Here is a 26413-nt window from a genome sequence, read left to right as displayed (position 1 = left end):
CTGCGTCAGTGCCCGTGCAGGGCTCGGTCGAGGCGCGGGGTCGCGATGCCGGAGGCGCGAGCGGTCCGTGTGACGTCGCGGAGCACTGCCCGCGGTTCCGCGGCGTGCGGGTCACCGTGTGCGGCGAGGGTCGCCCGGGCCATCGGGACGACGACGGTGGCGAGTCCCAGGGCGGCACCCGTCACTCCCGGGAACCGGGTCGGCATCACCGCGGTGCGATGGCGAGCGAGGTCGACGCCCCGTGCCTCGATGACCGGCAACAGCTCCCGCGCCGTGCGGAAGGCCTCGCGGAGCGCGCGACGGTCGCCGACCATGTTCATCAACCCGCCGGTCGCCAGCGCCTGGGAGAACATGCCGGCATCCAGCACGAAGTGCAGGAGGAGCCACCCTCGGATGTCCCCTTCGTCGCGGAGGGTGAACCCGGCCTGACGGAAGGCGGCTCGGGCCTCCGCGCCACGTCGATCGGACGGCGTCACCGCCGCGCCGAGCGTGATCGAGCGGAGGACGGCTCCGTGGAGCGTCCCGTCCGCGCCGAAGCCGCCACCGGCGCCGGGGAACCCGAACACCACCTGCTCCACCGGGATGGGGGCGACTGCCGTGGCGAGTTCGTCCCACACGTTGCCGAGGACCACCACGGTCGCGTCGCCGATGCGCGGTGCCAGGAAGGCCGCGGCTTCCTGCAGCTGGTGGTGGCCGACGCTGAGGACGACCAGGTCGACGCCGTCATCGGGCTCGGACGTCTCGCGGAGGCGGGGGCGGTACGTGGTGCAGGTCCGTCGGCCGACCGGTCCGCGCCGTCCGTCGAGGACGTCCATCGCGAGGGGCTCGCGGTACTCGGCGGTCCTGCCCGGACGGACGTGGTGGACGACGTCGTGACCGGCCTGCTCGAACGCCTGTCCGTAGACCGACGCGATGACACCGCGACCCAACATGAGGATCCGCAACACGCACCTCCTGGTTATTCTGGAGGCTGTCTCCGGTTGCGACGATACGGAGACGATCTCCACTTGTCAACGTCCGTGATCCTCGAGGGGGCCCTGTGCGCGCCGACGCCCGCCGCAACCGGGACGCGATCATCGCTGCCGCCCGGGACGTGTTCGAGCGCGACGAGCATCTCCGGTTCGACGACTTCGCGGAACGCGCCGGCGTCGGCGTCGGCACGCTGTACCGGCACTTCCCGACGCGGGAGGCCCTGGCAGCAGCGGTCTACCAGGGCGAGGTCGAGACGCTCTGCGACCAGGCCCGGGACTCGACGCGACCGGCGGACGAGAGCCTCAGCGCCTTCGTCCACGCGTTCGTCGACCACGTCGTCGAGCACGCGGCACTCGCACGGACCCTCGCCGCCGTGGTCGATCCGGCGACGCAGGCCGACGGCGGGGGCGAACTGGAACGCACGCTCACCGACCTCATGGACCGTGCGGTCGCTGACGGGGCCGTCCGCGACGACGTCACCGCCGGAGCCGTGCTGGTCGCCCTGCACGGCATCGGGTCCGCCACCGACCGGCCCGAGTGGGCGTCCGAGGCGCGGGTGCTCGCCGACGTCGTGCTGCGCGGCCTCGCGGCGAGCTGAGGCTCCCGCAGAAGCGCTCACTGCCCGGCCTGCACTCACTGCCCGGGGATGGCCACCACTCGCTCGTGGTCCCACGGCTCCGTCCACCCGACGCGGTCGAACAGCCCGTCGAGCAGCGTCGCGGTGAAGCCCCACACGACGTACGACCCGGAGTCCGCCCGGACGGTGAACGCCGGCCCGCGCCAGGTCCGGCCCTCCCGACGGAACTCCGTGACGCCGCGGTTCGCCGGATCGAGCAGGTCGGCGACCTGGGTCCGGAAGACGGCTGCCGACTCCGCCTCGTCCACCACCCGGATCGGTGACGGCGCTCGCCACCAGCCGAGGACCGGCGTGACCAGGTGTCGTGAATGGGCGAGCGGTACCGGGGTCGCGGAGCCGAGCACGTCGACGCCCGAGACGTCCAGGCCGGTCTCCTCACGCGCCTCCCGGAGTGCGGCGGCGACCACGTCGGCGTCACCGGGGTCGACGCGTCCTCCGGGGAAGGCGACCTCGCCGGCGTGGGAGCGCAGGGTGCTGGCGCGGGCGAGCAGGAGCACGTCCAGGTCGCGTGGGACGTCGGTGGAGCGTGCCGGACGGCCGCTCGGCACGTGGTCGAGCGCGCCGAAGAGCATGAGGACCGCCGCCTGCCGTGGTGACGGTGCCGACGGCATGCCGCTCACGAGTGGTGCGGCACCCGGGGCGACGGCCGCCGCGAGCTGTTCCCGCGCGGTCACGGCGCGTGCCGGTCGGGGCGGACGGACGACGGACAGGGCAGGACCACCCCGCCAGCCTAGGCACGTCGCCCGTTGCCGACAGCGGGGTCGGTGCACGAGACTCGCGTCATGGGGAACGAGGGAACAGACCGATCCGAGGTCGTGGCCGTCAGCCGGGACCGCGACCACCGGTTCAGCAAGCCCGTGGTGGACGAGGTGACACTCGTCGAGGGGTGGGGAATCGAGGGCGATGCGCACGCCGGCACGACCGTGCAGCACCGCTCGCGCGTCGCGCGGGACCCGTCGCAGCCGAACCTGCGGCAGGTGCACCTCATCCACGCGGAGCTGTTCGACGAGCTCGATGCCACTGGGTACACGGTCGAGCCGGGTCAGCTCGGCGAGAACGTGACCACGCGCGGCGTCGACCTGCTCGGGCTGCCCACCGGGGCGCTGCTCCACCTGGGTGACGACGCGTGCGTGCGGGTGACGGGCCTCCGGAACCCGTGCCAGCAGATCAACGGGTTCGAGCCGGGGCTCCTCCGCCAGGTCCTCGGCCGCGCCGAGGACGGGACGGTCTCGCGGAAGGGCGGCGTGATGGGCGTCGTCGTGGCCGGGGGAGTCGTCCGGCCGGGCGACGGTGTGCGGGTCGAGCTGCCGGAAGGTGTCCTCGAGCCGCTCAGCCCGGTGTGACCGACGCACCGATCCGACCGAGGCGTCGTTCCGACCGGCGCATCGATCCGTCCGACGCTCCTGTGCGGTTCCTCACACTGCCGTGCGGGGACGGGAGGATCGTGACCGGCCCCGGGGGTCGGCGAGCCTAGCGTGAAGTGGCCATGACAGCTGAACACCGCAGACCCGTCGAGCCCGATGCGGCTCCCACCGTCGCGCACCACCCGGCCCACCACGTCGAGACCGCCGACAGCCCGTCGACGCCGACGACGGCCGCGCAGCCGCAACCGGCAGCGAAGTCCGACGGGGACCAGCCGGACCCGAACCGCTGGAAGGCCCTCGTCATCTGCCTGCTCGGCGGTGGCATCGTGCTGCTCGACGTGTCGATCGTCAACGTCGCGCTGCAGTCGATCTCGACCGGCCTGCCCGGCACGACGCCCGAGGCGGTCCAGTGGATCCTCTCCGGGTACGCGCTGTCCTTCGGGCTGCTGCTCGTCCCCGGCGGGCGCCTCGGGGACGCGACCGGACGCCGCCGGATGTTCGTCATCGGTGTCGGCCTGTTCACCCTCGCCAGCGCCCTCTGCGGCTTCGCCCCGAACGGCATCGTCCTGGTGATCGCCCGTCTGGTGCAGGGTCTCGCCGGCGGTCTGCTCACCCCGCAGGTCACCGCGCTCATCCAGCAGCTCTTCCGCGGCAAGGAGCGCGGCAAGGCGTTCGGCCTGTTCGGCGCCACCGTCGGCATCGCGACCGCCATCGGCCCGCTGATCGGCGGCCTGCTCATCACGGCCTTCGGCACCGAGAACGGGTGGCGGTTCGTCTTCTTCGTGAACCTGCCCGTGGGACTCGTCACGATCCTCCTGGCCTTCCGCTACCTGCCGGCGCCCTCGGGCGCGGAGCGGGGCAAGAAGCACGACTTCGACCCGGTGGGCATCGTGCTCCTGGGCGCCGCCGTCGTCGCCCTGCTGCTGCCGTTCGTGCAGTCGCAGGTGTGGAAGGGCAGCACGAAGTGGTGGCTCATCGTCGTCGCCGTCGTGTTCGCTGTCCTGTTCGTGCTGTGGGAGCGCGGGTACCAGCGGACGAAGGAGCCCGTGGTCGACCTGCGGCTGTTCCGCCGCCGGTCGTTCTCGCTCGGCGTCGGCCTGGCCACGGTCTACTTCGCCGGCTTCACCCCGCTGTTCTTCGTCCTGACCCTCGCCCTGCAGTCCGGGCTGCACTACTCGGCGCTGACCGCGGGCCTGGCGACCGTGCCGTTCGCGATCGGGTCCGGCGTGGCCTCCACCTTGGGCGGCCGCATCGTGCACCGCTTCGGCCGGCAGCTCATCGTCATCGGCACGATCCTGGTGCTCATCGGCCTGGGCGTCGTCGTCTGGGTCGTCGCGAACCACTTCGAGCAGGACCTGGGCTGGTGGCTCGTCCTGCCGTTGCTCGTCAGCGGCATCGGATCCGGCCTGACGATCTCGCCGAACCAGACCCTCACGCTGTCCGAGGTGCCCGTCGAACAGGGCGGCTCGGCCGGTGGGCTCATCCAGGTCGGCGCGCGCGTCGGCTCGGCGGTCGGGATCGCGGCGGTCGGCAGTGTCTTCTACTCGACGCTCGCCAGCTCCCGCGGTGACTACGCACAGGGGCTGCCGCTCGGGTTGGGCGTGTCCCTCGCGTTCGTCGGCGCCGCACTGCTCGCCGCGATCATCGACGTCGTCGTCGGCAAGGTGCGGCACACCGAAGCCTCGGTCTGACACCTCGCCCACCGCGAACACCCGTCCGCGCGGCCCGGCCACGGCGTTGGCTGGGACGCGGCAACCACAGGAGGACACATGAGCAAGACCTGGTTCATCACCGGAGCATCCAAGGGCTTCGGCCGCGAGTGGGCGGAAGCCGCACTCGAACGCGGTGACTCCGTCGCCGGCACCGCCCGCAACACCGACGACGTCCAGGACCTCGTCGACCGGTACCCGGACACGTTCCTCGGGCTCCGGCTCGACGTCACCGACCGGACCGCCGACTTCGCCGCCGTCCAGCGGGCAGCGGAGCACTTCGGCTCGCTCGACGTCGTCGTCAACAACGCCGGCTTCGGACACTTCGGCATGGTCGAGGAACTCACCGAGGACGAACTCCGCGCGCAGCTCGAGACGAACCTGTTCGGCGCCGTCTGGGTGACCCAGGCCGCGCTGCCGATCATGCGCGAGCAGGGCTCCGGCCACGTCATCCAGGTGTCGAGCATCGGCGGCATCAGCGCGTTCCCGACCGTCGGCGCCTACCACGCGTCGAAGTGGGCGCTCGAGGGGCTGTCGCAGTCGCTCGCGCAGGAGGTCGCCGGCTTCGGCATCCACGTCACCCTGGTCGAGCCCGGCGGGTTCTCCACCGACTGGTCCGGCCCGTCCTCGAAGCACAGCGACGAGCTGCCGGCGTACGCCGACGTCCGCGAGGCCGCGTCGAAGCGTCCCTCCGCAGCCGACCCCGGCAAGCCGGAGGCGACCCGGAGTGCGATCCTCACGGTCGTCGACGCCGACCAGCCGCCGCTGCGCGTCTTCTTCGGCAAGGCACCGCTCGGCATCGCGGAGAAGGACTACGAGTCCCGTCTCGCCACGTGGCGCGAGTGGCAGCCCGTGGCCGAAGCGGCACACGGCGCGTAGTCGTCGCCCGAGCAGACGGACGGGAGGCGCGGTGCCAGCTGGCACCGCGCCTCCCGTCTTCCCGTGCCCGGCGGTGTCAGAACCGGGTCGTGCCCCGTGACCCCCGCGGCCGCCCGTCGGGGTCGACGGCGAGCTTGGCCGCCGGCGCCGCCCACAGCCGTTGGAGGACCGACACCGGCTCCGGCTCGTGCTGACGGATCCGACCCGGCGGCCGCGCCCCGGGCCGGCCGTCCTCGTGCCAGTGGTCGAGTGCCCGGGCGTGCGCGCGCCACAGGGCGAGGAGTTCGGCGCCCGAGCCGTCGAGCCGCGGGTCGTCGGGCGTCGTCGCGAGGTGCTCCGCCCACAGCTCGTGTCGCAGGTCACGGGCGAGCGAGCCGTCGGCGGTGTCGACGACCGCGCAGGTCAGCTCGCTGTCCGTCGTCCACGAGCGGCGGTTGAAGTTGTCCGACCCGATCGTGAACCACTCGTCGTCGACGATGCAGACCTTCGCGTGGATGTAGATCGGCCGGCCGGACTCGTGCTCCAGGTCGAAGACGCCGACGCGGTCCGGGGCCGTCCGGCGGAGGGTGGTCATCGCGTCGATCTGCCCCAGGCGACTCGGGGGACCGCTCAGCACCCCGTCGGAGTTCGGGTACCGGGGCACCAGGATGATCACCCGCAGCTCGGGGTTCCGTTCCAGGGCCTCGGCGATGCCCGTCGCGACCTCGCGGGACCACAGGTACTGGTCCTCGATGCAGATCAGGGACCGCGCCGTGCGGAAGGCCTTGCCGTACGCCCGCGCGATGCTCCGCTCGCCCTCCGGCGCGAACGGGAACGGCGGGTGCTTCACCCCGTACGTGCGGAGGAGCTGGACCGCGTGCTCGCCGGCGGCCGGCGGCGGGGGCGTGCGCTCCGGCAGCGGCTCCGGGTGCCGGGGCATCCGGACCAGGCGCTGCAGCAGCATCCGGTACGGCAGGCTGCGGTCCAGCGGGTGCGGGTCGTCCCAGCGCTCGGCGAACACGGCGAGGACGTCGGCGACGACCGGACCGCGCAGCTCCATCGACGCGTCGTGCCACGCCGGGTGCTCGCCGTACCGGGAGTCCATCGAGATCGCCTGCGGATCGCCCTCGTGCCGGGCGTCGTCACGGCGGCTGTGGCACAGGTCGATGCCGCCGACGAACGCGACGTCCCGCGACGGGTCGTCGCGGTGCTGGATGACGAAGAACTTCTGGTGGTGCGAACCGAAGAACCGGACGCGCTGGTCGAGGAGGACCTCACCCCCGGCGTCGTTGATCTTCCGCCCGAGCAGCTCGTTCGCCTTCGCGCTGAGCGACGCCGAGATGCGCTCGCCGTGCGAGCGCCAGATGAGCCCGCGGACCTCCACCCCGGCGCGCGCCCGGTCCGCCAGCAGGTCGCCGATCGTCGGGCCGTCCGGCAGCAGGCGCTCGTCGGCGTCACCGCGCCAGTCGGTGAACCAGACGCGGTCGCCGGGCTGCAGTGCCGACAACTCCGCCTCGACACGTGCGAAGTACGGTGCGCCGTGCACCAGCGGGCGGACGAGGTTGCCCTCGGACCACGCCGGGCTGTCGTCGGCGCCGGCGTGCACCTCGGTCGCGGTGTTGCCGCGTTCGTCGCGGGTGAGGAACCAGTGACGCGCATCAGTGGGCACGGTCGAAGGATACGGGCCACGCCCGTCCTCGGTGCGGCCCGCCCCGCCGACGGCTGAGCAGGTCTTCACCGCCGCCGGACGGGAGGCGCGTGGCGGGGCGGCACCGCGCCTCCCGTCCGGCGGTGGCGGGGCTGCGGCCGGACCGATCGCGGTTCCCGGAGGAACTGTGCGGTCCGTCTGAGGCGTGGGCCAGGATGGCTGTGCGAGAGGAGCAACCCAGATGAAGACCATCCGGTACGACAGCAGTGTGATCCTGACGAGCGACGACGTGGCCGACGCCGTCATCGAGTACGCGGCGGCGCTCTCCGGTGGCGACCGGGCCGACACCGTGGCCGTGCCCGCCGTCGCCGAGGACGGCACGATGACCACGACGAAGATCCTCATCGGGCCGTCGAGCGAGGTCGTCGTGGAGGACGCCGAAGAGGACGAACTCGAGCTCGAGAACGACGAGTTCGTCGCCCGGCTCCGTGCCGCCGCCCGCACGTTCGGGCACGACACCGTCATCCACGCGGACACCCGGTCGGACCTGACCGAGGGCGACGACGAGAACGAGCCTGCGGCGGCTGGCTGAGCCCAGCGGGGCGGGCGCTTGCCGGGCGTGCCGGCTCGTCGAGCGCCGTCGCGCGCGGTCTCGTCCGTCAGGAGGCGGTGGCCGCCGCCCGGAGGGTCCGCTCCGCGTCGTCGAGGTAGACGGCCAGCAGAGCCGAGGCACCGTCCTGGTCGCCGGACCGCAGCGCCGCGACGATCGCCTCGTTGCGGTCGACGAACGCGCCGTGGAACGCACCCGGGTCCGCCGTGGTGAGGAAGGCGAGCCGCATCTCGGCGAGCAGGGAGTCCATCAGGCCGTGCAGCCGCGCGCTCGGGACGGCGCGGACGAGTTCGGCGTGGAAGCGGATGTCGGCGGTCCCGACCGCGCGCCAGTCGTGGCCGGCCGCGGCGGCCCGTGCTTCCGCGACCGCGGCCGAAGCGGCGGCGAGGGCGGCGGAGTCCGGCGTGGCGGCACGGACGCCGGCTTCCTCGAGGACCCGTCGGGCGGCGTAGAGGTCCGTGACGTCCTCGGCCGACAGCCGCCGCACGAAGACGCCGCGGTTGAAGACGTGCTCGACGAGGCGGTCCCGGGCGAGCAGCCGGAAGGCCTCGCGCAGGGTGTTGCGGGAGACGCCGAGCTGGTCGCTCAGACGTTCCTCGGAGAGCTGCGTCCCCGGCATGAAGCCGCCGTCCGCGATCGAGGACCGCAGACGTGCCGCGGTGGACTCTGCGCCGCTGACGGTTCGGGTCATGGCCTGATCCTCGCAGAGCCCGACAGCGCGGCTCGTGTGACCGCCGTGTTACAGATCCCGGCAGCCTCTTGAGATTGTTGAACAATGCGGGCCAGACTGTCCCGCATGTTCGTCCTCATCGGCGTCGCCGTCGTGATCATCGGCTTCGCGTTGCGCATCAACGCGCTGCTCGTCGTCACGGTCGCGGGCATCGTCACCGCAGCCATCGGCGGGATCGATCCCGTCGGCATCCTCACCGCGTTCGGCAGTGGCTTCGCGTCCAGTCGCAGCGTCACGACCTTCGCGCTCGTGCTGCCGGTCATCGGCCTCATCGAGCGCTACGGCCTGCAGGACCAGGCGAAGCGGCTCATCGCGAAGCTCGACAAGCTCACGACCGGCCGCATCCTCGCCGGGTACCTGGCGGTGCGTCAGATCACCGCCGCGGTCGGACTGACGAGCATCGGTGGCCCTGCGCAGACGGTCCGCCCGCTCGTGCACCCGATGGCCGAGGGCGCGGCCACGAAGAAGTACGGCCGGATCGACGAGCGGATGCGCGAGAAGATCAAGGGCTTCTCGGCGTCGTCGGACACGGTCGGGGTGTTCTTCGGCGAGGACGTCTTCGTCGCGGTCGGGTCGATCCTGCTCATCACGACGTTCGTCGACACCACCTACGGGCTGGCGCTCGAACCGATCGACCTGGCGCTGTGGGCGATCCCCACCGGCATCGCCGCACTGCTCGTGCACGGCACGAGGCTGCTGCTGCTCGACCGCAAGCTCGACAAGATGGCGGCCGACGTCCGCCAGACCGAGGGGGTCGCAGCATGATCACCAGCGAATGGCTCTACTGGCTCATCGGCGCGTTCTTCATCGCCGTGTCCGTCTTCATCGTCACCGACCGCACGCACGCCAAGCGCGTCGGCAACGCGGCGTTCTGGGGCATCCTCGGACTCTCCTTCTTCGCCGGCACCTTCGTCGTGTCCGGTGCGATCCCCGCCTGGGCGCTCGGCATCGCGGTCCTGGTGATGGTGGCGCTCGCCGGCCTCGGGTTCACCGGCACCACGAGCCGCACCCGCGTCGCGAGCGTCCCCGGTGCCGGCGTCGGTTCGGCGACCGGACCGGCCGAGCCGACCGCGGTGACCACCCGGCCGAGTTCGAGCACGAGCGTCCTCGCGACCACCAGCCCGGACGAGCGCGCGGGCTTCGCGCAGCGGTTCGGCAACCGGCTGTTCATCCCCGCGCTGGTGATCCCCGTCGTCGCGGTGCTCGTCGCCACCCTCGGCCCGCTCGTCCACATCGGCGGCGAACCCCTGCTCGCCGAGGGCAGCGCGACCCTCACCGGGCTCGGCATCGGCTCGGTGCTCGCCGTCGTCGTCGCCGTGCTCGTGCTCCGCCCGCCGCGGCTCGACACCCCGGTCCGCGAGGGCGCCCGCCTGCTGCAGGCGATCGGCTGGGCTGCGCTCCTGCCGCAGATGCTCTCCACCCTCGGCATCGTCTTCACCCAGGCCGGCGTCGGTTCGGCCGTGGGCACGATCATCAAGGCCGTCCTGCCCGACGGCTCGCTGTTCGCCGCCGTGGTCGTCTACTGCCTCGGCATGGCGCTGTTCACGGTGATCATGGGGAACGCCTTCGCCGCGTTCCCGATCATGACCGCGGCGATCGGCTGGCCCGTCCTGGTGCAGGGCTTCGACGGCAACCCCGCCGCGGTCTTCGCGATCGGCATGCTGGCCGGCTTCTGCGGCACGCTGGTCACCCCGATGGCCGCGAACTTCAACCTCGTGCCCGCTGCCCTGCTCGAGATGCGGGACAAGTACGGGCCGATCAAGGCGCAGATCCCGACCGCCGGGATCCTGCTCGTCGTCAACATGGGAGTGATGTACCTTGTCGCATTCTGACCCCGCCCCCGTCGGGTCGCCGTCCGTGTCGGCCTCGTCCGCGACGGACCTCGGCCGTGCCGCCTGGGCACCGGGCTTCGCGGCCGTCGCGCTCGAGAACGTCACCCGCGAGTACCCGTACGCCGCGCACCACGCCACGTCGGGCCCGGACGATCGAGCGCTGCCCGTCGAACTGCATCCCGCCTTCGCCACGTCGTACGACTGGCACTCGTCGGTGCACATGCACTGGCTCGCCGCCCGCCTGGTCGCGTTCGGGGTGCCGGCCGACCTGGAGGCACGGATCACCTCCGTCCTGCAGGCCCACCTGTCGACGGAGCACCTGGCCACCGAGGCCGCGTACCTCCGCGAGACGCCGCACTACGAGCGCCCGTACGGCTGGGCGTGGCTGATGCGTCTCGCGGCCGAGGTGTCCGCGTCCGAGGTCCCCGCGATCCGTGCACTCGCACCCGGGTTCGCGCCGGTCGTCCAGGTGCTCGAGGACCTCGTCACCCGCTGGGTCGACGGCGCCGCCCACCCGGTCCGGCACGGCGCGCACGCGAACTCGGCGTTCGGGCTGCTGCTCGTGCTCGAGGGTGCCCGGTCGCTCGGGCGGGACGACCTCGCCGCGACCGTGTCCCGCGCTGCCCGTGAGTGGTTCGGCGACGACGCCGGGTGGCCCTTCGCGTGGGAACGCAGCGGGCACGACTTCCTGTCCGCCGGGCTCGCCGAGGCCGACCTGATGCGTGCGGTGCTGCCGGCGTCCGAGTTCGGTCCCTGGGCGCGTGCGTTCTTCGCCGAGGTCTCGGCCGGCGACGCGGTCCTCACCTCGACGACCGTCCGTGACGAGAACGACCCGCAGCAGGTGCACCTCTTCGGGCTCGACCTGTCGCGGGCCGGTTCGGCGCGGCGCGTCGCGGACGCCCTGCGTGCTTCTGACCCCGAGGACACCGCACTCGCGGACTTGCTCGACGGCGCGGCCGACCGGCTGCTCGCCTCGGGTCTCGCGGCCAGTGTCGGCCAGGAGTACTACTCCACCCACTGGCTGGCGAGCTTCGCCTGGGACGCCATGGAGTCACGCGAGCACGCCTGAACCTCCCGCAAAACGCAACGTCGGCGGTTCCTCGCAGCGGTATTCCGCTGCGCAGCGCCGCCGACGTTGCGTTCCGCGGGGGCTACGCCAGGGAGATCGTGCGGCCGAAGGTCTTCGTGACGGGCGGGGCGGCGAGGACGGCGCCGAGCGCTTCCGCGGCACCCTCGGGGGTGGCGCGCCACGCGACGTAGGCGTCGTGGTCCTCGGCGGTGGTCCAGCGCTCGAGGACGACCATGCGCGTCGGGTCCTCGTCGTCGACCAGGACCTCGAGCGACTCGTTGCCCTGCCGTGCTGCGGTCTGGGCCAGGGTCTCGCGGATCGCGGCCTCGACCGTGTCTGCTGCGACGTCGTCACGGATCTGGACTTCGAGGAAGACGGTCATCGTCATGGTGTGCACCTTTCGTCATCGGACCCCGTCCACTGACGGTGCCCGGTGACACAACCACGGCCGTCGGGTCGTTGTTCCGGCTGCGTGTCCAGCGCGTTCAGCGAGCGGTGCGGAAGCGCAGCGTGTCACCCGGGCGGAGCTGTGCTGCACGGTCGACCGACTCGGGCGTGAGCACCGCGACGACCGGGTAGCCGCCGGTGACCGGGTGGTCCGCCAGGAACAGCACCGGGAACCCGGCCGGCGGCACCTGCAGCGACCCGGTCTCGACGCCCTCGCTGGGGAGCTCTCGGGAGACCGCCCGGACCAGGGGAGTGGTCGCGGTGGTGCGGACCCCGACACGGTCGCTGTCCGGGCTGACGTGGAACTCCTGGCCGGTCAGGGTCGCCCGCCAGTCCGGGGTGAACCAGTCGTCGCGGGGTCCGGGCAGCACCTCGAGCTCCACCGGTTCCCCGGGCCACGGCGGGAGCGGCGGCGGCACGGCATCGACCACCGGCCAGGAACCGGCACCGACCCCGTCGGAGGACGGCCCGATCGGCAGGACGTCCCCGACCGACAGCGGGGCGGGTCCGAGCTGCGCGAGCGAGTCCCACGACCGGCTGCCCAGCACGGGTTCGACCGCGACGCCTCCGCGCACGGCGACGTAGGCGCGGAGCCGGTCCGCGGGCAGTCCGACCCGTAGCGTGTCGCCCGGTCCGAGCAGGAGCACCTCGTACGCGGCAGCCCCACGCACCCGGCCGTCGGCCCGTTCGACCGTCACCGGGCAGGGCGCACCGGTGACGGCGGCGACCGTGTGTGCGTCGGTGCGGAGCGTGACGGAGCCGAGGAGGGCCTCGAGGACGGCCGCGTCGGGACGGTTGCCGACCATCCGGTTCGCCAGCGCGGCCGAGGCCCGGTCCGCAGCCCCGGCGGCACCGAGCCCCATGTCGCTGAGGCCCGGTCGGCCGAGGTCCTGCGTGGTCACGCCGTACCCGACCTGCGTGACGGTCAGGGTGCTCACGACAGGGCCTCGGCGTCGACGAAGCGCAGTCGGACGCCGGCCGGGGCGAGGGCCGGCGGGGTGCGGTCGAGCGACCACATCGGCACCTCGGTCCGACCGATGAGCTGCCAGCCGCCGGGCGACGTCCGCGGGTAGACGGCACTGAACTCACCGGCGAGGGCGACGGCGCCGCTCGGGACCGCGGTGCGCGAGGTGTCGCGGCGGGGCAGGTCGAGCGACGGCGCGGTGCCGGTCAGGTAGCTGAAGCCGGGGGCGAAGCCGCAGAACGCGCTCGTCCACACCTGTCCGGTGTGCCACGCGACGAGGTCGTCGCGGGACATGCCGGTCAGGGCGCCGACGGCGTCGAGGTCCGCGCCGTCGTACGTGACCGGGACGACGACGGGCGCGCGATCCGGGTGGTCGTCGGCAGGACGGGAGGGGCGGACCTCGGACAGCAGGGAGCGGACCCGTCCGGCGTCGGTCACGGCAGGGTCGAAGCGGAACAGCAGCGTGCGGGCGCCGGAGACGACCTCGGTCACGCCCGCCGGCGGATCGTCCGCCAGTCCGGCGCGGAACGCCACGACCTCGGCCAGGGAGTCGAACGTCGCCAGCACCGCGGCGGCGCCGGCCGCCCGGACCTCGAGGCTCATGACGACGAAGCCGACGACGACGACGACGACGACGACGCCGGAGCCGACGCCGGAGCCGACGCGAACGCCCTGACCGCGATGCCCTGCTCGGTCAGCAGCGTGCGGATCGCCCGGGCCATCGCGACCGCGTCGGGGGAGTCCCCGTGCACGCACACCGAGTCGGCACGGACGCTGATGTCGGTGCCGTCGACCGCGGTGGCGACGCCCTCGGTCACCATCCGGAGCACCCGGGCCGCGACCTCGTCGGGGTCGTGCAGGACGGAGCCGGGCCGACTGCGGGAGACCAGGGAGCCGTTCGGTTCGTAGGCACGGTCGGCGAACGACTCGCTCACCGCACGGAGTCCGTGTCGTCCGGCGGCGAGGAGCAGCTCCGACCCGGGCAGCGCCAGGACCGCCAGCGAGGGGTCGACGTCCGCCACCGCACGGACGACCGCCTCGGCCTGCACCGGGTCGGCGCAAGCGGTGTTGTAGAGCGCCCCGTGCGGCTTGACGTAGGTGACCCGGCTGCCGGCCACGTGCGCGGCGGCGGTCAGCGCACCGAGCTGGTGGACGACGTCGGCGTGGAGCTCGTCCGGGGTGACGTGCACCGGCCGGCGGCCGAAGCCGACGAGGTCCCGGTAGGCGACGTGTGCCCCGATCGCGACACCCCGCTCCGCTGCGGCCCGGCAGGTGTCGAGCATGATCGTCGGGTCACCGGCATGGGCACCGCAGGCGATGTTCGCGCTGGACACCAGGTCGAGCATCGCGCGGTCGTCGCCCGCGGTCCAGGCGCCGAAGCCCTCGCCGAGGTCGCTGTTCAGGTCGATCGTGGGCATGCGGACCTCCTGTCGGGATTGTTCAACAACCTAGCGCGCACCGCCGACCGTGTCACCGTCCGGCGTCCACTCCGCCGTAGGGTCGGGAGATGGACGAGCTGACGATCCGGACCACGACCGAGGACGACTGGCGGGAGGTCCGCGCCCTCCGCCTCGCGATGCTCGAGGACACGCCGATCGCGTACGGCGAGCACCGCGCGGACGCCGAGCGGTACGACGAGGCCGAGTGGCGCTCGCGGGGTCGTCGCGGCCAGACCCCGGGCAGCACCTCGCTCGTCGCGATCGACGCGCAGGGCGAATGGGTCGGGATGATGAACGGCTACGTCCCGGACGCGGCGACCGGCCCGTTGCTGGTCGGCGTCTACGTCTCGCCCATGCACCGCGGTCGGGACGCGGGAGTGGCGGACGCGCTGCTCGACGCTGTCGAACGGTGGGCCGCGAGTACGGGACGACCCTGCGGCTGCACGTGCACGAGGACAACGCCCGTGCCCTCGCCTTCTACGAGCGCCGCGGCTTCCGGCGGACCGGCCACACCGAACCGTACGAGCTCGACCCGAGGCGGGCCGAGATCGAGATGGTCGAGCAGCTCGACGGCGCGACGCCGGCCTGACCCGCCGGCCTGAGGCGCCGGCTTGACCCGCCGGGGCGCGCCGCCTGCGAGACGGGAGGCCCGTGGCCAGGCCGCCACGCGCCTCCCGTCCCGCGCGGCTCCGGCTGCGTCGGGGCTACCCGGCGACCGAGGCGGACGGCAGCGTGAGCACCTCGGCCCCGTCCTCGGTGATCGCGATGGTGTGCTCGCTGTGCGCGGTCCGGCACCCCGTCGCGCTTCGCAGCGTCCAGCCGTCCGGGTCGGTGACGAGCTCGTCGGTGTCGACCATGACCCACGGCTCGAGGGTCAGGAGCAGCCCCGGCCGGAGGGCGTACCCGCGCCCCGGGCGTCCGTCGTTCGCCACGTGCGGGTCCTGGTGCATCGTGGAGCCGATGCCGTGGCCGCCGAACTCGAGGTTGATCGGGTAGCCCGCTTCGGTGAGCACCGTGCCGATCGCGTGCGACAGGTCGCCGAGTCGCGCACCCGGCCGGGCCGCCGCGATGCCGGCGGCGAGGGCGCGCTCGGTCGTCTCGATGAGGGCGACGCTCTCGGCCGGTCGGCTCGTGCCGACGACGAAGCTGATCGCCGAGTCCGCCGCGTACCCGTGGTGCACGACGGCGAGGTCGAGGGTGAGCAGGTCGCCGTCGGCCAGGACGCGGTCGTGCGCCAGGCCGTGCAGGACGGCGTCGTTCACGGCGGTGCAGATGTGGTGGCCGAACGGCCCGCGGCCGAAGGAGGGTGCGTAGTCGACGTAGCAGGAGGTCGCCCCGGCGGCGCGGATCATCTCCGCCGCCCAGCGGTCGAGGTCGAGCAGGTTGGTGCCGACCGTCGTCCGGCCGCGGAGGGTGTGCAGGATGTCGGCGACGAGCGTGCCGGCAGCGCGCGCCCGGGGCAGCTCGGCGGGGGTGAGGATCTCGATCATGCGGACGCTTCTTCCGTCGGGATAGTTGTACCGGTATTACTATCAGACCATGGTCCGTCTCCCGCTCACGCCGCTCGACCTCCGACGCGGACTCCGTCTCGGTCGTGTGCTCCGCTCGGCTCGGGGCGATCGGTCGATGCTCGACGTGGCGCTCGCCGCCGGGTTGTCGCCCGAGACGCTGCGGAAGATCGAGACGGGTCGCATCGCCACTCCCGCGTTCTCCACCGTGGCGGCGCTCGCCGGGGTGCTCGGCCTGTCGCTCGACGCGGTGTGGACCGAGGTCAGTGCCGTGGGTGATGACGAGATCGGTGCCGGGGCCCCGGGATCCGATCCCCGACACGACCCCGCGTCTGGTATCGTTATGGTTTCAGAACCAAGGGGGCTGCCCGTCGCGTGAGGTCGGCGGACGGCTCGTGTACCGCTCAGAGCCGGTGCCACCCCCGCGTCCTTCGGTTCGCACCCCTCGTGCCCCTCGCCGCACGGCCCAGCCGTCGGAGCACGATCCGTGTCGTCCGAAGGAGCTCCCCGTGGGCACAGCCATGCCCGGAACCCGCCGCACCCTGCGCGGCAACCCGATCGCCACCCTCGTCGCCGTCTGCTTCGGCCTGTTCATGGTCGGCCTCGACGCCACCGTGGTCTCGATCGCGAACCCCGCCATCGCCGCCGACCTCGGCACCACGTTCACCCAGCTGCAGTGGATCACCAACGCCTACCTGCTGGCCCTCGCCGTCTTCCTGATCCTCGGCGGCAAGCTCGGGGACCGCTTCGGCCGGCGCCGGATGTACCTGATCGGGGTCGTCGCGTTCGCGCTGTCGTCGGTCGCCATCGGCCTGGTCGGCACCGCCACCGGCGTGATCGTGTTCCGCGCCGTGCAGGGCCTCAGCGCCGCACTGCTCATGCCGCAGACCCTGGCGCTGCTCCGTGCGACCTTCCCGAAGGAGAAGTTCGGCGTCGCCGTCGGCGTCTGGGGCGGGGCGTCCTCCGTGGCCATCGCCGCCGGACCGATCGTCGCCGGGGTGCTCGTCGCCTCGCTCGGCTGGGAGTCGGTGTTCTTCGTGAACGCGCCGATCGCCGTCATCGGCCTGGTCTTCGGCGGACTGGTGCTCCGCGAGTCCACCGCCCCGCACCGCGGACGCTTCGACGTCCCCGGCGTGGTGCTGCTCGCCCTCGGCCTGTTCGGCATCGTGCTCGCCGTCGTGCAGTCCGAGTCGTGGGGCTGGACGAGCCCGCTGACCCTCGGCGTGCTGCTCGCCGGCGTCGTGCTCCTCGTGGTGTTCGTCGTCGTCGAACTGCGCGTCACCGACCCGCTGCTGCCGATGTCGCTCTTCCGGTCGTCGTCGCTGTCCATCGGTGGGCTGGCCGTCGGCGCGAACTTCTTCGCGATGCTCGGCGTGACCTTCTTCCTGTCCCTCTACATGCTCAACCTCCGCGGGGTGACGGGGCTGCAGGCGGGGCTCATGCAGCTGCCGCTGAGCGGGGTCTCGATCATCGCGTCGCCGATCGGTGCCGCACTGGTCGCCAAACTCGGCATCCGGCGCACCCTGACCATCGGCCTGCTCATGGTCGGCGTCGCCCTGTTCCTGCTCACCGGCACGACCCAGGACTCGCCCTACATCGGCATGGCGGTCCCGTTCGTGGTCTTCGCCCTCGGCGCGGGCTTCACGATGACCGCCGGCGCGGAGGCCGTCGTCGGTGGCGCCCCGGTCCAGCTCGCCGGCGTCGCCGGCGGGTTCCAGGCGACGGCGCTCCAGCTCGGCGGTGCGCTCGGCACGTCGGTCCTGTCGGCGGTCGTCAGCGCCCGGGTGCTCTCGGGCACGACGGACCTCGGGCTCGGCACGGCCGCCCGCCAGGGGCTGGCGCAGGGGATCGTGCCGGACGGACTCGGTGCAGCAGCGTCCGCCGTCGCCCGGGATGCCTTCCTCGGCGGCATGCACGCCGCCTTCGTCGTGGCCGGTGTGGTCGCGGTCGTCGTGGCCGTCCTCGCGGCCGTCTTCGTCCGGACGCGGTCGTCGCACGGACCGTCGGAGGTGCTCGAGGAGACCGTCGAGGCGTCGGCAGGGCACGCCTGAGCGGACGCCGGTCGCGGTGGCGACCGGGTGACGGACGGGAGGCACGTGGCGGACCCGCCACGTGCCTCCCGTCCGTCGTGTCGGATGCGGCGACGGCACAGGCCGGTCCTGGCCACTCGGCGCGGTGCGCCCGGACGGGGGCTGGCGGCGCGGGCCGAGCGCGGGTGAACCTGTCCCTCCGTGCGGAACCACCGCACGCGATGGAGGAACCGTGCCGCACGACGACCAGCAGCAGACCGACCACCCGCACGGCGGGGCGGGCGCGATCGACCGACGACGGCTGCTGGCGCTCGGCCTCGGGGCCGCCGCGGCGGTCGGCACGGCCGGGGCGCTCGGGCTGCGTCCCGAGGCGGCCAGCGCGGCGACCACGCCGACCCTCCTGGCCGCCGACGAGTTCGACGGCCCCGCCGGCAGCGCGCCGAACCCGGGCATCTGGCGGTACGACCTGGGCGGTGGCGGGTGGGGCAACGGCGAGCTCGAGGTGTACACGGACTCACGGCGGAACTCGGCGCTCGACGGCAACGGCAACCTCGTGATCACCGCACGGCGCGAAGCCGACGGCTCGTACACGTCCGCGCGACTCACCTCGCAGGGGACCTACACCGCGCAGTACGGCCGCATCGAAGCGCGCATCAGGATCCCGCGCGGACAGGGCATCTGGCCGGCGTTCTGGATGCTCGGCGCGGACCTGCCGCAGGTCGGGTGGCCGGCGTGCGGCGAGATCGACGTGATGGAGAACATCGGACGCGAGCCCGGATCGGTCCACGGCACGGTGCACGGCCCCGGGTACTCCGGCGCGGAGGGGATCAGCGGCACGGCGACGCTGCCGAGCGGCGCCTTCGCCGACGACTTCCACGTGTACGGGGTCGACTGGCGGCCGGGCTCGATCAGCTGGACGGTCGACGGCGCCGTGTACCGGACCGTCACGCCCGCCGACCTGGGCGGCGACCGGTGGGTGTTCGACAAGCCGTTCTTCGTCATCTTGAACCTGGCGGTCGGCGGTGGCTGGCCCGGGTCGCCGGACTCGTCGACGCGGTTCCCACAGCAGATGACCGTCGACTGGCTGCGGGTCTGGCAGAACGCCTGAGACCACCGGCCGACGCAACGAGGACGGGCCCCCGGCGATCGCCGGGGGCCCGTCTCGTCGTGCGGTGGTGCTACTTGACCGTCGCGGAGATGGTCGCGCTGGTGCTCGTGTTGATCATCGCGGTGGGCGAGAACACGGCGTGCAGCTTGTGCGTGCCCTTCGCGAGCGGGAAGGTCGTGGTGGCCTTGCCGTTCACGATCGAGACGGTCTTGAGCTTCTTCGAGCCCTCGTAGACCTTCGCGGTGCCGTTCACGGTGACGCCGGGGACCTTCACGGTCACGGTCGTCTTGCCGTTGCTGAAGGAGATGCCCGTGGTGGACGTCGCCTTCGTGACCGTGACGGTGGTGCTGCCCGTGGTCGACGAGTCCGCGCCGGACCAGTCGGAGCCGCTGGCGAAGGACGCGGTGATCTCGTGCTTGCCCATCGCGAACTTGCTCGGCAGCGTGATGCTCGCCGTGCCCTTCGCGACCGTGGCGGTGCCGAGGACCGTGTCGCCGTCCGAGAACGTGACCGTTCCGGACTGCTCACCGATGCCGCCGCCGACCGTCGCCGTGACCGTCACCGGGGTGGCGGTCGCGTACTTCTGCGTGGCAGCGGAGGCCTCGAGGGTGGTGGTCGTCGCCGGGGTGGAGGCGTCCAGGGTGAACTGGTCCACCGCCGAGCCGATCGGCGCCGGGTCGGCCGAGGCCGTCGGCTGGAGGGTCACGCCGCAGCTGTCGACCTTGCCGTGCTGGACGGCCGAGTTGAGCGTGGTGCAGTCGCCGGCGCGGACCGTGGTGACGGCGAGGTTGTCGTCCGAGACGCCGACCTTGACGTAGGTACGGACGTGCTCCTGGTTCTCCACCGAGTTGGCGAAGTGACGCTGACCGGTCGGGTCGAGCGGGTCGGCGCCGTAGCCCTGGGTGGCGTCCGGGGTGGTGAGGTCGTAGTACTTCGAGCCCGACGCGGAGTTGGCGGTCAGGTAGATGACGCCACCGGGGCCGGCGAAGACCTCGTCAGCACCCGGCTGCTCGTCCGGGTTGGCCTTCTTGCCGTTCTTGATCGCGTAGCTGCGCGAGTACGAGTGGTCGTGACCCTGCAGGACGAGGTCGACACCCATGTCGGAGAACGCACGCGTGAAGTCGAACCGGCGCTGCTGGTTGTCCTTGTCGTTCGCGTGGTCGGCCGGCGAGTAGATCGAGTGGTGGTAGACCAGCGCGGTCCACTTCGCGTCGTCACCGTGGCGGGTGATCACGTCGCGGACGTAGTTCACGTGCGCTGCGTCCGAACCGCCGGCGTAGGCGTTCGAGTTGATGTCGATGAACAGGACGCCCTTGTACATGTACCAGTAGTCGCCACCCGAGTTGGCGGTCGTGTTGCCGCCCGGGTAGAAGTCCGGCACCTTGAGCGAGTTCGGCAGCTGGTTGTGCTGCTCGTACGACTTGCCACCGACGTCGTGGTTGCCGATGGTCGAGGCCCACGGGTAGCGCTTGAGGACGTCGCTGCTGTCGGCGAACGCACCCCACTGGTACTCGTTGTTGGCGTTCTCGACCTGGTCGCCACCGGAGACGAGGAGCTCGGCGTCCTTCTCCTTGGTCGTGGCGTACTTCAGGGTGTCGGCCCAGCCGGCACCGTCGTCGTCGACGAAGCCCGACGACCCGATCTGCGGGTCACCGAAGAACAGGAAGTCGAAGTCGCCGGTGAAGCTCTTCGTGGTGAAGGTGTAGGCCGTCGACCAGGCCGAACCGTCCGCCGCACCGACGTGGTAGGTGTACGTGGTGTCCGGCTCGAGGCCGTCGATGACCGCGTGCGCGTTGACGTAGCCGGCCTCGTTGGTGATGCCCGCGATCGCCTTGGTGCTGCTGTCGGTCGTGCTCGTGTCGGCAGCGGTGTTCGCGGCGGTGTTCGCGCCGATGGTCTTCTTCGCGTCGGTGAAGACGCCACCGGTCATGGTGTCGGTCTTCTGGATCTCGACGGACTGCGCGACGTTCTTCGGGAAGTACCAGGACGCGATGCGCTGGCTCTCGGTCGCGCCGACGCCGAGCAGGATGTGGATCGGCGTCCCGGACGAGATGTTCGTCGTCGGGGTGTTCGTGGCCGCACTCGCGGAGCCGGTGCCGACGAGGCAGGCGCCGGCGATGAGCGCCGCGCCGATGACGGCTCCGCCGAGGCGGAGGGTGGTGGTTCTGCGCCGGGAAGGGGCGCCGGACAGGAGACTCATGTGTTTCCGTTCTCAGTGAGAGGGATGGTGCAGCAGAGCGACTCTGCATCCCCCTGGTAGATCGTGAGTAAACGCTGTGTGTCCATACGGATTGCAGTCAGCAGGCACGAGTGCTCGTGACGCTCAGCGGACAGGGACGGCGGCGGGTCAGCCCTCGACGAGCCGCTGGACGAACCAGATCATCCCCATCACGAAGACCCCCGCGGTGACGATGCCCGTCACCCAGAGCGACACCCGGTGGGCCTTCCGACGGAGCAGGGACAGCGGCGGGAACACGATCACGATGATCGCCAGCTGCACGGCCTCGATGCCGACGTTGAAGATGAGGAGCGACACGAGCAACTGCCAGGAGAACGCCTCGTGGATGCCGAGCGCCCCGGCGAACCCGAGCCCGTGGATGAGCCCGAACGCGAAGACCACGGCCAGACGGGACCACCCCGACCGGTCGAGCGCGAACCGACCCTGATCGGTCAGCACGAGCTCGTCCGCCCGTGCCCGTCGTGTCGCCAGTCGCCACAGGTACCACCCGGCGACCGCGGCGATGGACAGCGCGATGAGCGGCTCGACGACGATCGACGGCGGACTGACGACCCCGAGCGCCGCCAGGATGAACGTGATCGAGTGCGCGATGGTGAACGCCGACGCCGTGTACACGACCTCGCGCAGTCGTCGGGAACCGGCGATCAGCGCGATGAGGAACAGGATGTGGTCGATCCCGCCGAGCAGGTGCTCCGCGCCGAGGGTGAAGAACTCCCAGAACCGCTGGCCGGCCGACTGCTCCGTCGAGAAGGTCGGCTGGGACGCGTCGAGCGTCGCCGTGCCCTGCTTGCCGTCGACCTCGTACGTGACGATCGTCTTCGTGTCCTTCACGAACGTCTCGCTGTCCGGGAAGAGGGTCGACTCGACCACGTGCCCGGAGGTGGTCCGTCCGGGCGTCGGGCAGGCGAAGTCGGCGACGACCTCGGCGTAGGGGACCTCGTCCTGCACGTCGACCGTCACCGAGTCGTCGAGCGTGCCGGTGCACTCCCGCCCACCGGAGGTCACCGAGAACCGGCCGAACAGGTACTTGCTGATCGAGTCGTGGTGGGCTTCCGCCGCCCGGACCATGCCGGGGTAGTCGCCGTCGTCCCACGCCGCCTGGCCCTGTCGGTAGAGCCGGTCGTCGTGCTCGCTGGTGCCCACCGACACGAGCATGAGGTCGTACTCCAGGCCCAGCCGCGCGCGCACGACCTCGGACCCCTTCCCGCTGACGTCCGCGTAGACGACGGAGCTGAAGCCGTGGGCGCTCGCCGCGGACACCCCGGTGAGCAGGCTCACGGCGACGGTGCCCACGAGCACCAGGACGGCGACCAGCCGCGCGACGAGCCGGGGGAGGAGGGACGGGGTGGAGAGGGGGAGCCCGGTGCGAGCGGGACGGGTGGTTCGGTGCTTCACCGGCCGACCATCGCGGCCGAGAGCGACGCGCAGGGAAACAACGGGTGACCAACGTCTGGACGGGCTCTGGACAGCGGCTCGCACCGGACCGTCGCGGCGTGCGGCTGTGCTTGCATGACATCTCGTGATCCGTCTGACTCGTCGCGCCTCCGCCGTCCTCGCCGCTGCTGCCCTGGTGGCCGCCGGCTCGGTCCTCGTCGCCGGGTGCTCGACGGGTGCCGACCGCACCGGCGGGACGTCCGACGCCGAGCAGGCCACGGGCCTCCGGACCGGTGCCGCCAGCAGCAGTGCTCCGACCGGCGCACCGACCCCGGTCCGCGGCACCGGCACACTCGGCACCGGCTTCGTCGACCCGAGCGAGCCGCCCGCTCCGGAGGCCACCGTGAGCCCGGCCCCCGGCTCGTGGGAGGACGTGGCGCCGCCGTCCGGGTACCGCGTGGTGCTGCTGTCACCGGGGGAGCCGAACGCGCAGACCGAGACCCTCGTCGACGCCGTCGACACCTGGGCCGAGGCCGAGGACGTCACGGTCGTCCCCGTCGTCGCGGACACCGCCGACGACCGCCTGCCGTCCGTCGCCGCGGCGATCGGCAAGCGCGCGGACCTGGTCATCAGCGTCGGTGACGCCATGGTCGACCCGATCGCAGCGGTCTCGCCGTCCGCGTTGCACCAGCAGTTCCTCGTGCTCGGCGCCGAGATCGCCGAGCCGACCTCGAACGTCACGGCAGCGGACTGGACCGGCGCGGGGTTCCGCGGTGAGGGCCTCGGCGCATCGAGCCACCACGACCCGTCCACGTTCACCGACGAGCGTGCCGGACGGGCCCTGCGCGCGGGCCTGGCCGCGCTGCTGAACGGGTACAACGGCATCGTCGTCTGGGTCGCCTGAGCCGTGCACCCGGTCCGCCGTCACGCAATGGGGATCGTCCGAGAGCCGTCCCGACGGGAGCGACGTATCCTCGACGACGGAAGCAACGTCGATTCCGGCCAAGCCTCGTGCGTCTCACCCACGCCGAGACGTCACTCGCGACCCTGAGCTCCTCGTGACTGAACACATCATCGAATTCGTCGCCCGCGACCGCACGGGCATCACCACCGTGGTGACCGCCAACGGCGTCACCGACGCGGACACCGTCATCCAGGCGATCACGGCCGGCCACTCCGGGTACGCGGTCGCCGCCTCCGGCACGCGTCCGGCACCGGTCCGCAGCCTGATGGCGCTCGGCACGCCGTACCTGTTCGCGAACTGGGACGGCTCGAAGCGCAACAACCTGCACGACCTGGCGTTCACGGCGCCGATCCGGACGATGCCGCCGGCTCCGCCCGCAGGGGTCCGACTCCGGATGGCGATCGTCGCGTCGCTCGCGTCGCTCTTCGGTCGGAGCCACCACCGCGCCTGACCGCGCTGGCGGCCGGGAGGCACGGCCCGGGCTCGCGTCAGCGGTCCCGGCCCGAGACGCCGCGGTCAGGCTGGGACGCCGCGGGCAGGCTGGGACGCCGCGGTCATGCCGCGACACCGCGGAGCGGCCGAGACGCCGCGGATCCCCGCGGCGTCTCGCGTGTTCCGCGGCGTCTCGACGACACGCGCCGGGTCATGCGGTCAGCGCGTGACCTCGTCGAAGTCGTCGACACCGGCGGCGACCGCGGCGGCGCGGCGTGCGCGCATCGAGGGTGCCGCGAGTGCCGCGACGACCGCGAGGACGGCCACTGCCGTGCAGGCCCAGAAGCCGATCGTGAAGGCGTCGTCGGTCGGCAGGCCCTGCGGCGTGCTGTGCGAGGTGATGAGGGCGGCGATCACGGCGGTGCCGACGCTCGACCCGATGGTCCGGACGACGGTGTTCGCGCTGATCGCCTCACCGGTCTGGTTCGCCGGGACGCTCTCGATGATCGCGTTCGAGCAGGCGGCCAGCGCCATGCCGATCCCGACGCCGGTGAGGAGACCGGACACGACGATCTCGGCGATCGCGGCGTGCGAGACGGCCGGGATCAGGAACGCGGCGACGATCGCGACCCCGCCGATGAGCATCGGCGGCTTCGGCCCGACCCTGCGGACCAGGATGCCGGCGATCGGGCCGGCGATGACCATCATCACGACGGTCGGCAGCAGGAACAGGCCCGCCTGGGTGACGTCCTTGCCGAAGCCGTAGCCGAGCGCGGAGGGCAGCTGCAGGATCGTCGGGACGAGGACGAACGTGCCGAACATCGCGAACCCGAAGACGAGCGCGACGACGTGGGCGGTCCAGACGCCGCGGACGGCGAAGAGCCGCACGTCGATGAGGGGCTCGGCGACACGGAGCTCGACGAACACGAAGGCCACGAGCGCGACCGCACCGACGATGAGCAGGCCGACGGTCTTCACGTCGCCCCAGCCCCAGGTCTGGCCCTCGCTGACGGCCAGCAGGATCGCGACGAGTGCGACGGCGAGGACGACGGTGCCGGCGAGGTCGAGGCGACCGGGCTTCCGCACCGGGGACTCGGGCATGCCGAACACGACACCGAGCAGGGCGATGACGACCAGGACGGCCGGCAGCCAGAACAGCCAGTGCCACGACAGGTGCTCGACGATCGGGCCGGCGGCCACGATGCCGACGCCCGCGCCGATGCCGAAGATGGCGGAGAGCAGGCCGATGGTGACGCTGACCTTCTCCTTCGGCAGCTCGTCGCGGACGATGCCGATCGACAGCGGCATCACCGCGCCGGCGGCGCCCTGCAGGGCGCGCGCGACGATGAGGACGCCGAGGTTCGGGGCGAGGGCGGCCAGGACCGCGCCGGCCAGGAGGATCGTGAGGACCACGATGAGCACCTTGCGCTTGCCGACCATGTCACCCAGGCGACCGAGGATCGGGGTGAGCACCGAGGCCGAGAGCAGGTAGGCGGTGAGGACCCAGCTGGCGTCGCTGGTCGAGGCGCCGAGGTCCTTGCCGATCGTGGAGAGCGCGGGAGCGACGAGGGACTGCAGGACCGCGAACGACAGGCCACCCAGGGACAGGTAGACGATGATCGCGGTGCTGTTCGGACGACGGCCGTGCTCGGCGGTCGGGGTGGAGCCCGTGCGGGGGCTCGCGGTGGCGGTGGCCATCGTGCTCCGTCTGGTCGGATCGGGTGTGGTTCGGGGTGGACCGACGACGCTGTCGATGTCAACATCTGCTGACTTGACGAGGGTACGCGTTCTGCTCCCGGTGTCAACACCCGCTTACATCGCGATGAGGCCCTCGGAAGCGCCCGCTACGCTCGGCCCATGAGCAAGGACGCCGCCGCCACCCGCCTGGCCCTCGTGCAGGCCGCTCGGCGTCGCTTCGCCTTCGACGGCTACCGGGCGACGACCGTGCGGGACATCGCCGCCGACGCCGGGGTGAACGTCGCGCTCATCAACCGGTACTTCGTGTCGAAGGTGGGGCTGTTCCGCGCCTGCCTCGACCGCGCGGCGCCCGAGCAGGGACCGGTGACGTCGGGCTCCGACCTGGAGCGGGCGCTCGGCGGTCTCATCCGGCACATCATCCGGTCGCCCACCGACGAGGACTCGATGCAGCTGCTCCTCCTGCTGCGGAACTCCGGGGACGAGGCCGTGGACCGGATCCGCCGCGAGACCCTCCGCGGGTACGCCGAACGGCTCGCCGGGGCCGTGCGTGCCGGCGGCCCGGACACCGTCGACGACGACCTGCTCGTCCGCGCCGAGATCGCCCTGTCCGTCGTGCTCGGCATGACCATGATGCGGACGTCGACCCGGGTGGAACCCCTGGCGTCCGCGGACGTCGAGGCGGTCGCCGTACCGCTCGAGGACGCCCTCCGCGCGCTGCTCGGCGGCGGACGGGGCTGACCGCCACCCGTCGACGACGGGAGGGCGTTGGATGGGGGACGGT

The 26413-nt window shown here is 72.2% G+C and carries 26 protein-coding genes and 1 pseudogene; 15 read left to right on the top strand and 12 right to left on the bottom strand.

Annotated elements, in window-relative coordinates:
• Window positions 1-5: 5 nt before the first annotated feature.
• Window positions 6-944, bottom strand: a complete 939-nt coding sequence (locus E9228_RS15970; RefSeq protein WP_166781522.1) for a ketopantoate reductase family protein — start codon at window positions 942-944, stop codon at window positions 6-8.
• Between the two features lie 95 nt (window positions 945-1039).
• Here E9228_RS15970 and E9228_RS15965 point away from each other — a divergent pair, with 95 nt between their 5' ends.
• Window positions 1040-1570 (top strand): TetR/AcrR family transcriptional regulator, encoded by a 531-nt coding sequence (locus E9228_RS15965; protein WP_341849923.1) that lies wholly within the window; start codon window positions 1040-1042, stop codon window positions 1568-1570.
• 35 nt (window positions 1571-1605) lie between these two features.
• On the opposite strand, the gene E9228_RS15960 is transcribed toward E9228_RS15965, so the two are convergent.
• Window positions 1606-2283 carry an NUDIX hydrolase gene (locus E9228_RS15960; protein ID WP_425248386.1) on the bottom strand — a complete coding sequence of 226 codons (678 nt, stop codon included), beginning with the start codon at window positions 2281-2283 and terminating at the stop codon, window positions 1606-1608.
• A 108-nt stretch (window positions 2284-2391) separates the two neighbouring features.
• Between E9228_RS15960 and E9228_RS15955 the strand changes: the two genes are divergently transcribed.
• The 3 genes from E9228_RS15955 (at window position 2392) to E9228_RS15945 (ending at window position 5561) form a co-directional block, all read left to right on the top strand.
• The gene (locus E9228_RS15955; protein ID WP_166781521.1) at window positions 2392-2952 is read left to right on the top strand and encodes an MOSC domain-containing protein; all 561 of its coding nucleotides are present in this window, start codon (window positions 2392-2394) and stop codon (window positions 2950-2952) included.
• A gap of 143 nt (window positions 2953-3095) precedes the next feature.
• On the top strand, window positions 3096-4664 hold the full coding sequence (locus E9228_RS15950; protein ID WP_166781520.1) for an MFS transporter: 1569 nt from the start codon (window positions 3096-3098) through the stop codon (window positions 4662-4664).
• A 78-nt stretch (window positions 4665-4742) separates the two neighbouring features.
• Window positions 4743-5561, top strand: a complete 819-nt coding sequence (locus tag E9228_RS15945; RefSeq protein ID WP_166781519.1) for an SDR family oxidoreductase — start codon at window positions 4743-4745, stop codon at window positions 5559-5561.
• 76 nt (window positions 5562-5637) lie between these two features.
• Here E9228_RS15945 and E9228_RS15940 read toward each other — a convergent pair whose 3' ends face one another.
• Entirely contained in the window at window positions 5638-7209 is a 1572-nt protein-coding gene (locus E9228_RS15940; RefSeq protein ID WP_341849922.1) for a phospholipase D-like domain-containing protein, read from the bottom strand.
• 220 nt (window positions 7210-7429) lie between these two features.
• Here E9228_RS15940 and E9228_RS15935 point away from each other — a divergent pair, with 220 nt between their 5' ends.
• A complete protein-coding gene (locus E9228_RS15935; protein WP_166781517.1) occupies window positions 7430-7780 on the top strand; it encodes a hypothetical protein in 351 nt (116 codons plus the stop codon).
• Window positions 7781-7847: 67 nt separating this feature from the next.
• Here E9228_RS15935 and E9228_RS15930 read toward each other — a convergent pair whose 3' ends face one another.
• Window positions 7848-8489 carry a GntR family transcriptional regulator gene (locus E9228_RS15930; RefSeq protein WP_166781516.1) on the bottom strand — a complete coding sequence of 214 codons (642 nt, stop codon included), beginning with the start codon at window positions 8487-8489 and terminating at the stop codon, window positions 7848-7850.
• A 105-nt stretch (window positions 8490-8594) separates the two neighbouring features.
• On the opposite strand from E9228_RS15930, the gene E9228_RS15925 reads away from it, so the two are divergent.
• Genes E9228_RS15925 through E9228_RS15915 form a run of 3 tightly spaced genes read left to right on the top strand, consistent with a single transcriptional unit; the run spans window position 8595 to window position 11429 of the window.
• Window positions 8595-9293: a DUF969 domain-containing protein gene (locus tag E9228_RS15925; RefSeq protein WP_166781515.1), complete on the top strand. Its 699-nt coding sequence runs from the start codon at window positions 8595-8597 to the stop codon at window positions 9291-9293.
• Window positions 9290-10360: a DUF979 domain-containing protein gene (locus E9228_RS15920; protein ID WP_166781514.1), complete on the top strand. Its 1071-nt coding sequence runs from the start codon at window positions 9290-9292 to the stop codon at window positions 10358-10360. The genes E9228_RS15925 and E9228_RS15920 overlap by 4 nt, the downstream gene beginning before the upstream one ends.
• Before the next feature lie 25 nt (window positions 10361-10385).
• Entirely contained in the window at window positions 10386-11429 is a 1044-nt protein-coding gene (locus tag E9228_RS15915; RefSeq protein WP_166781513.1) for a DUF2891 family protein, read from the top strand.
• Between the two features lie 82 nt (window positions 11430-11511).
• Here the strand turns inward: E9228_RS15915 and E9228_RS15910 are convergent, their stop codons facing one another.
• The 4 genes from E9228_RS15910 to E9228_RS15895 form a co-directional block, all read right to left on the bottom strand.
• Entirely contained in the window at window positions 11512-11817 is a 306-nt protein-coding gene (locus E9228_RS15910; RefSeq protein WP_166781512.1) for a putative quinol monooxygenase, read from the bottom strand.
• A 97-nt stretch (window positions 11818-11914) separates the two neighbouring features.
• Window positions 11915-12814 (bottom strand): 5-oxoprolinase subunit C family protein, encoded by a 900-nt coding sequence (locus E9228_RS15905; protein WP_341849921.1) that lies wholly within the window; start codon window positions 12812-12814, stop codon window positions 11915-11917.
• The gene (locus E9228_RS15900; RefSeq protein ID WP_166781511.1) at window positions 12811-13443 is read right to left on the bottom strand and encodes a 5-oxoprolinase subunit B family protein; all 633 of its coding nucleotides are present in this window, start codon (window positions 13441-13443) and stop codon (window positions 12811-12813) included. Before E9228_RS15900 ends, E9228_RS15905 begins: the two co-directional genes overlap by 4 nt.
• The gene (locus tag E9228_RS15895) at window positions 13440-14258 is read right to left on the bottom strand and encodes a LamB/YcsF family protein (RefSeq protein ID WP_166781510.1); all 819 of its coding nucleotides are present in this window, start codon (window positions 14256-14258) and stop codon (window positions 13440-13442) included. Before E9228_RS15895 ends, E9228_RS15900 begins: the two co-directional genes overlap by 4 nt.
• Before the next feature lie 89 nt (window positions 14259-14347).
• On the opposite strand from E9228_RS15895, the pseudogene E9228_RS17700 reads away from it, so the two are divergent.
• Window positions 14348-14868 (top strand): annotated as a pseudogene (locus E9228_RS17700) (N-acetyltransferase family protein).
• A gap of 115 nt (window positions 14869-14983) precedes the next feature.
• On the opposite strand, the gene map reads toward E9228_RS17700, so the two are convergent.
• The gene (gene map, locus E9228_RS15885) at window positions 14984-15769 is read right to left on the bottom strand and encodes a type I methionyl aminopeptidase (protein ID WP_166781509.1); all 786 of its coding nucleotides are present in this window, start codon (window positions 15767-15769) and stop codon (window positions 14984-14986) included.
• 49 nt (window positions 15770-15818) lie between these two features.
• Between map and E9228_RS15880 the strand changes: the two genes are divergently transcribed.
• The 3 genes from E9228_RS15880 to E9228_RS15870 all read left to right on the top strand — a co-directional run bounded on the left by E9228_RS15880 (window position 15819) and on the right by E9228_RS15870 (window position 18925).
• Window positions 15819-16166, top strand: a complete 348-nt coding sequence (locus tag E9228_RS15880; RefSeq protein ID WP_166781508.1) for a helix-turn-helix domain-containing protein — start codon at window positions 15819-15821, stop codon at window positions 16164-16166.
• 130 nt (window positions 16167-16296) lie between these two features.
• Window positions 16297-17838, top strand: a complete 1542-nt coding sequence (locus E9228_RS15875) for a DHA2 family efflux MFS transporter permease subunit (protein WP_208386362.1) — start codon at window positions 16297-16299, stop codon at window positions 17836-17838.
• A gap of 211 nt (window positions 17839-18049) precedes the next feature.
• Window positions 18050-18925 (top strand): glycoside hydrolase family 16 protein, encoded by an 876-nt coding sequence (locus tag E9228_RS15870; RefSeq protein WP_341849919.1) that lies wholly within the window; start codon window positions 18050-18052, stop codon window positions 18923-18925.
• A 70-nt stretch (window positions 18926-18995) separates the two neighbouring features.
• Here the strand turns inward: E9228_RS15870 and E9228_RS15865 are convergent, their stop codons facing one another.
• The gene (locus E9228_RS15865; protein ID WP_166781507.1) at window positions 18996-21125 is read right to left on the bottom strand and encodes an Ig-like domain repeat protein; all 2130 of its coding nucleotides are present in this window, start codon (window positions 21123-21125) and stop codon (window positions 18996-18998) included.
• A 147-nt stretch (window positions 21126-21272) separates the two neighbouring features.
• A complete protein-coding gene (locus E9228_RS15860; RefSeq protein ID WP_166781506.1) occupies window positions 21273-22559 on the bottom strand; it encodes a HupE/UreJ family protein in 1287 nt (428 codons plus the stop codon).
• Window positions 22560-22683: 124 nt separating this feature from the next.
• Here E9228_RS15860 and E9228_RS15855 point away from each other — a divergent pair, with 124 nt between their 5' ends.
• A complete protein-coding gene (locus E9228_RS15855; RefSeq protein ID WP_166781505.1) occupies window positions 22684-23442 on the top strand; it encodes a type 1 periplasmic-binding domain-containing protein in 759 nt (252 codons plus the stop codon).
• Between the two features lie 154 nt (window positions 23443-23596).
• Complete coding sequence (locus tag E9228_RS15850; RefSeq protein ID WP_166781504.1) at window positions 23597-23953, top strand: hypothetical protein; 357 nt, start codon at window positions 23597-23599, stop codon at window positions 23951-23953.
• Window positions 23954-24153: 200 nt separating this feature from the next.
• On the opposite strand, the gene E9228_RS15845 is transcribed toward E9228_RS15850, so the two are convergent.
• Complete coding sequence (locus E9228_RS15845) at window positions 24154-25632, bottom strand: MFS transporter (RefSeq protein WP_166781503.1); 1479 nt, start codon at window positions 25630-25632, stop codon at window positions 24154-24156.
• Window positions 25633-25791: 159 nt separating this feature from the next.
• Here E9228_RS15845 and E9228_RS15840 point away from each other — a divergent pair, with 159 nt between their 5' ends.
• Window positions 25792-26370, top strand: a complete 579-nt coding sequence (locus tag E9228_RS15840; protein WP_166781502.1) for a TetR/AcrR family transcriptional regulator — start codon at window positions 25792-25794, stop codon at window positions 26368-26370.
• Window positions 26371-26413: the final 43 nt, after the last annotated feature.

This window comes from Curtobacterium salicis, from assembly GCF_011759505.1.
In the GTDB taxonomy this organism is placed as follows: domain Bacteria; phylum Actinomycetota; class Actinomycetes; order Actinomycetales; family Microbacteriaceae; genus Curtobacterium; species Curtobacterium salicis.
This window is presented reverse-complemented; position numbering and strand designations above follow the sequence as displayed.

Excerpts from the sequence above, each read along its gene's own strand:
- E9228_RS15955 (WP_166781521.1), top strand. The coding sequence starts at position 2,392 with ATGGGGAACGAGGGAACAGACCGATCCGAGGTCGTGGCCGTCAGCCGG.
- E9228_RS15950 (WP_166781520.1), top strand. The coding sequence starts at position 3,096 with ATGACAGCTGAACACCGCAGACCCGTCGAGCCCGATGCGGCTCCCACC.
- E9228_RS15945 (WP_166781519.1), top strand. The coding sequence starts at position 4,743 with ATGAGCAAGACCTGGTTCATCACCGGAGCATCCAAGGGCTTCGGCCGC.
- E9228_RS15935 (WP_166781517.1), top strand. The coding sequence starts at position 7,430 with ATGAAGACCATCCGGTACGACAGCAGTGTGATCCTGACGAGCGACGAC.
- E9228_RS15930 (WP_166781516.1), bottom strand. The coding sequence starts at position 8,489 with ATGACCCGAACCGTCAGCGGCGCAGAGTCCACCGCGGCACGTCTGCGG.
- E9228_RS15925 (WP_166781515.1), top strand. The coding sequence starts at position 8,595 with ATGTTCGTCCTCATCGGCGTCGCCGTCGTGATCATCGGCTTCGCGTTG.
- E9228_RS15920 (WP_166781514.1), top strand. The coding sequence starts at position 9,290 with ATGATCACCAGCGAATGGCTCTACTGGCTCATCGGCGCGTTCTTCATC.
- E9228_RS15910 (WP_166781512.1), bottom strand. The coding sequence starts at position 11,817 with ATGACGATGACCGTCTTCCTCGAAGTCCAGATCCGTGACGACGTCGCA.
- E9228_RS15900 (WP_166781511.1), bottom strand. The coding sequence starts at position 13,443 with ATGAGCCTCGAGGTCCGGGCGGCCGGCGCCGCCGCGGTGCTGGCGACG.
- E9228_RS15895 (WP_166781510.1), bottom strand. The coding sequence starts at position 14,258 with ATGCCCACGATCGACCTGAACAGCGACCTCGGCGAGGGCTTCGGCGCC.
- map (WP_166781509.1), bottom strand. The coding sequence starts at position 15,769 with ATGATCGAGATCCTCACCCCCGCCGAGCTGCCCCGGGCGCGCGCTGCC.
- E9228_RS15880 (WP_166781508.1), top strand. The coding sequence starts at position 15,819 with ATGGTCCGTCTCCCGCTCACGCCGCTCGACCTCCGACGCGGACTCCGT.
- E9228_RS15865 (WP_166781507.1), bottom strand. The coding sequence starts at position 21,125 with ATGAGTCTCCTGTCCGGCGCCCCTTCCCGGCGCAGAACCACCACCCTC.
- E9228_RS15845 (WP_166781503.1), bottom strand. The coding sequence starts at position 25,632 with ATGGCCACCGCCACCGCGAGCCCCCGCACGGGCTCCACCCCGACCGCC.
- E9228_RS15840 (WP_166781502.1), top strand. The coding sequence starts at position 25,792 with ATGAGCAAGGACGCCGCCGCCACCCGCCTGGCCCTCGTGCAGGCCGCT.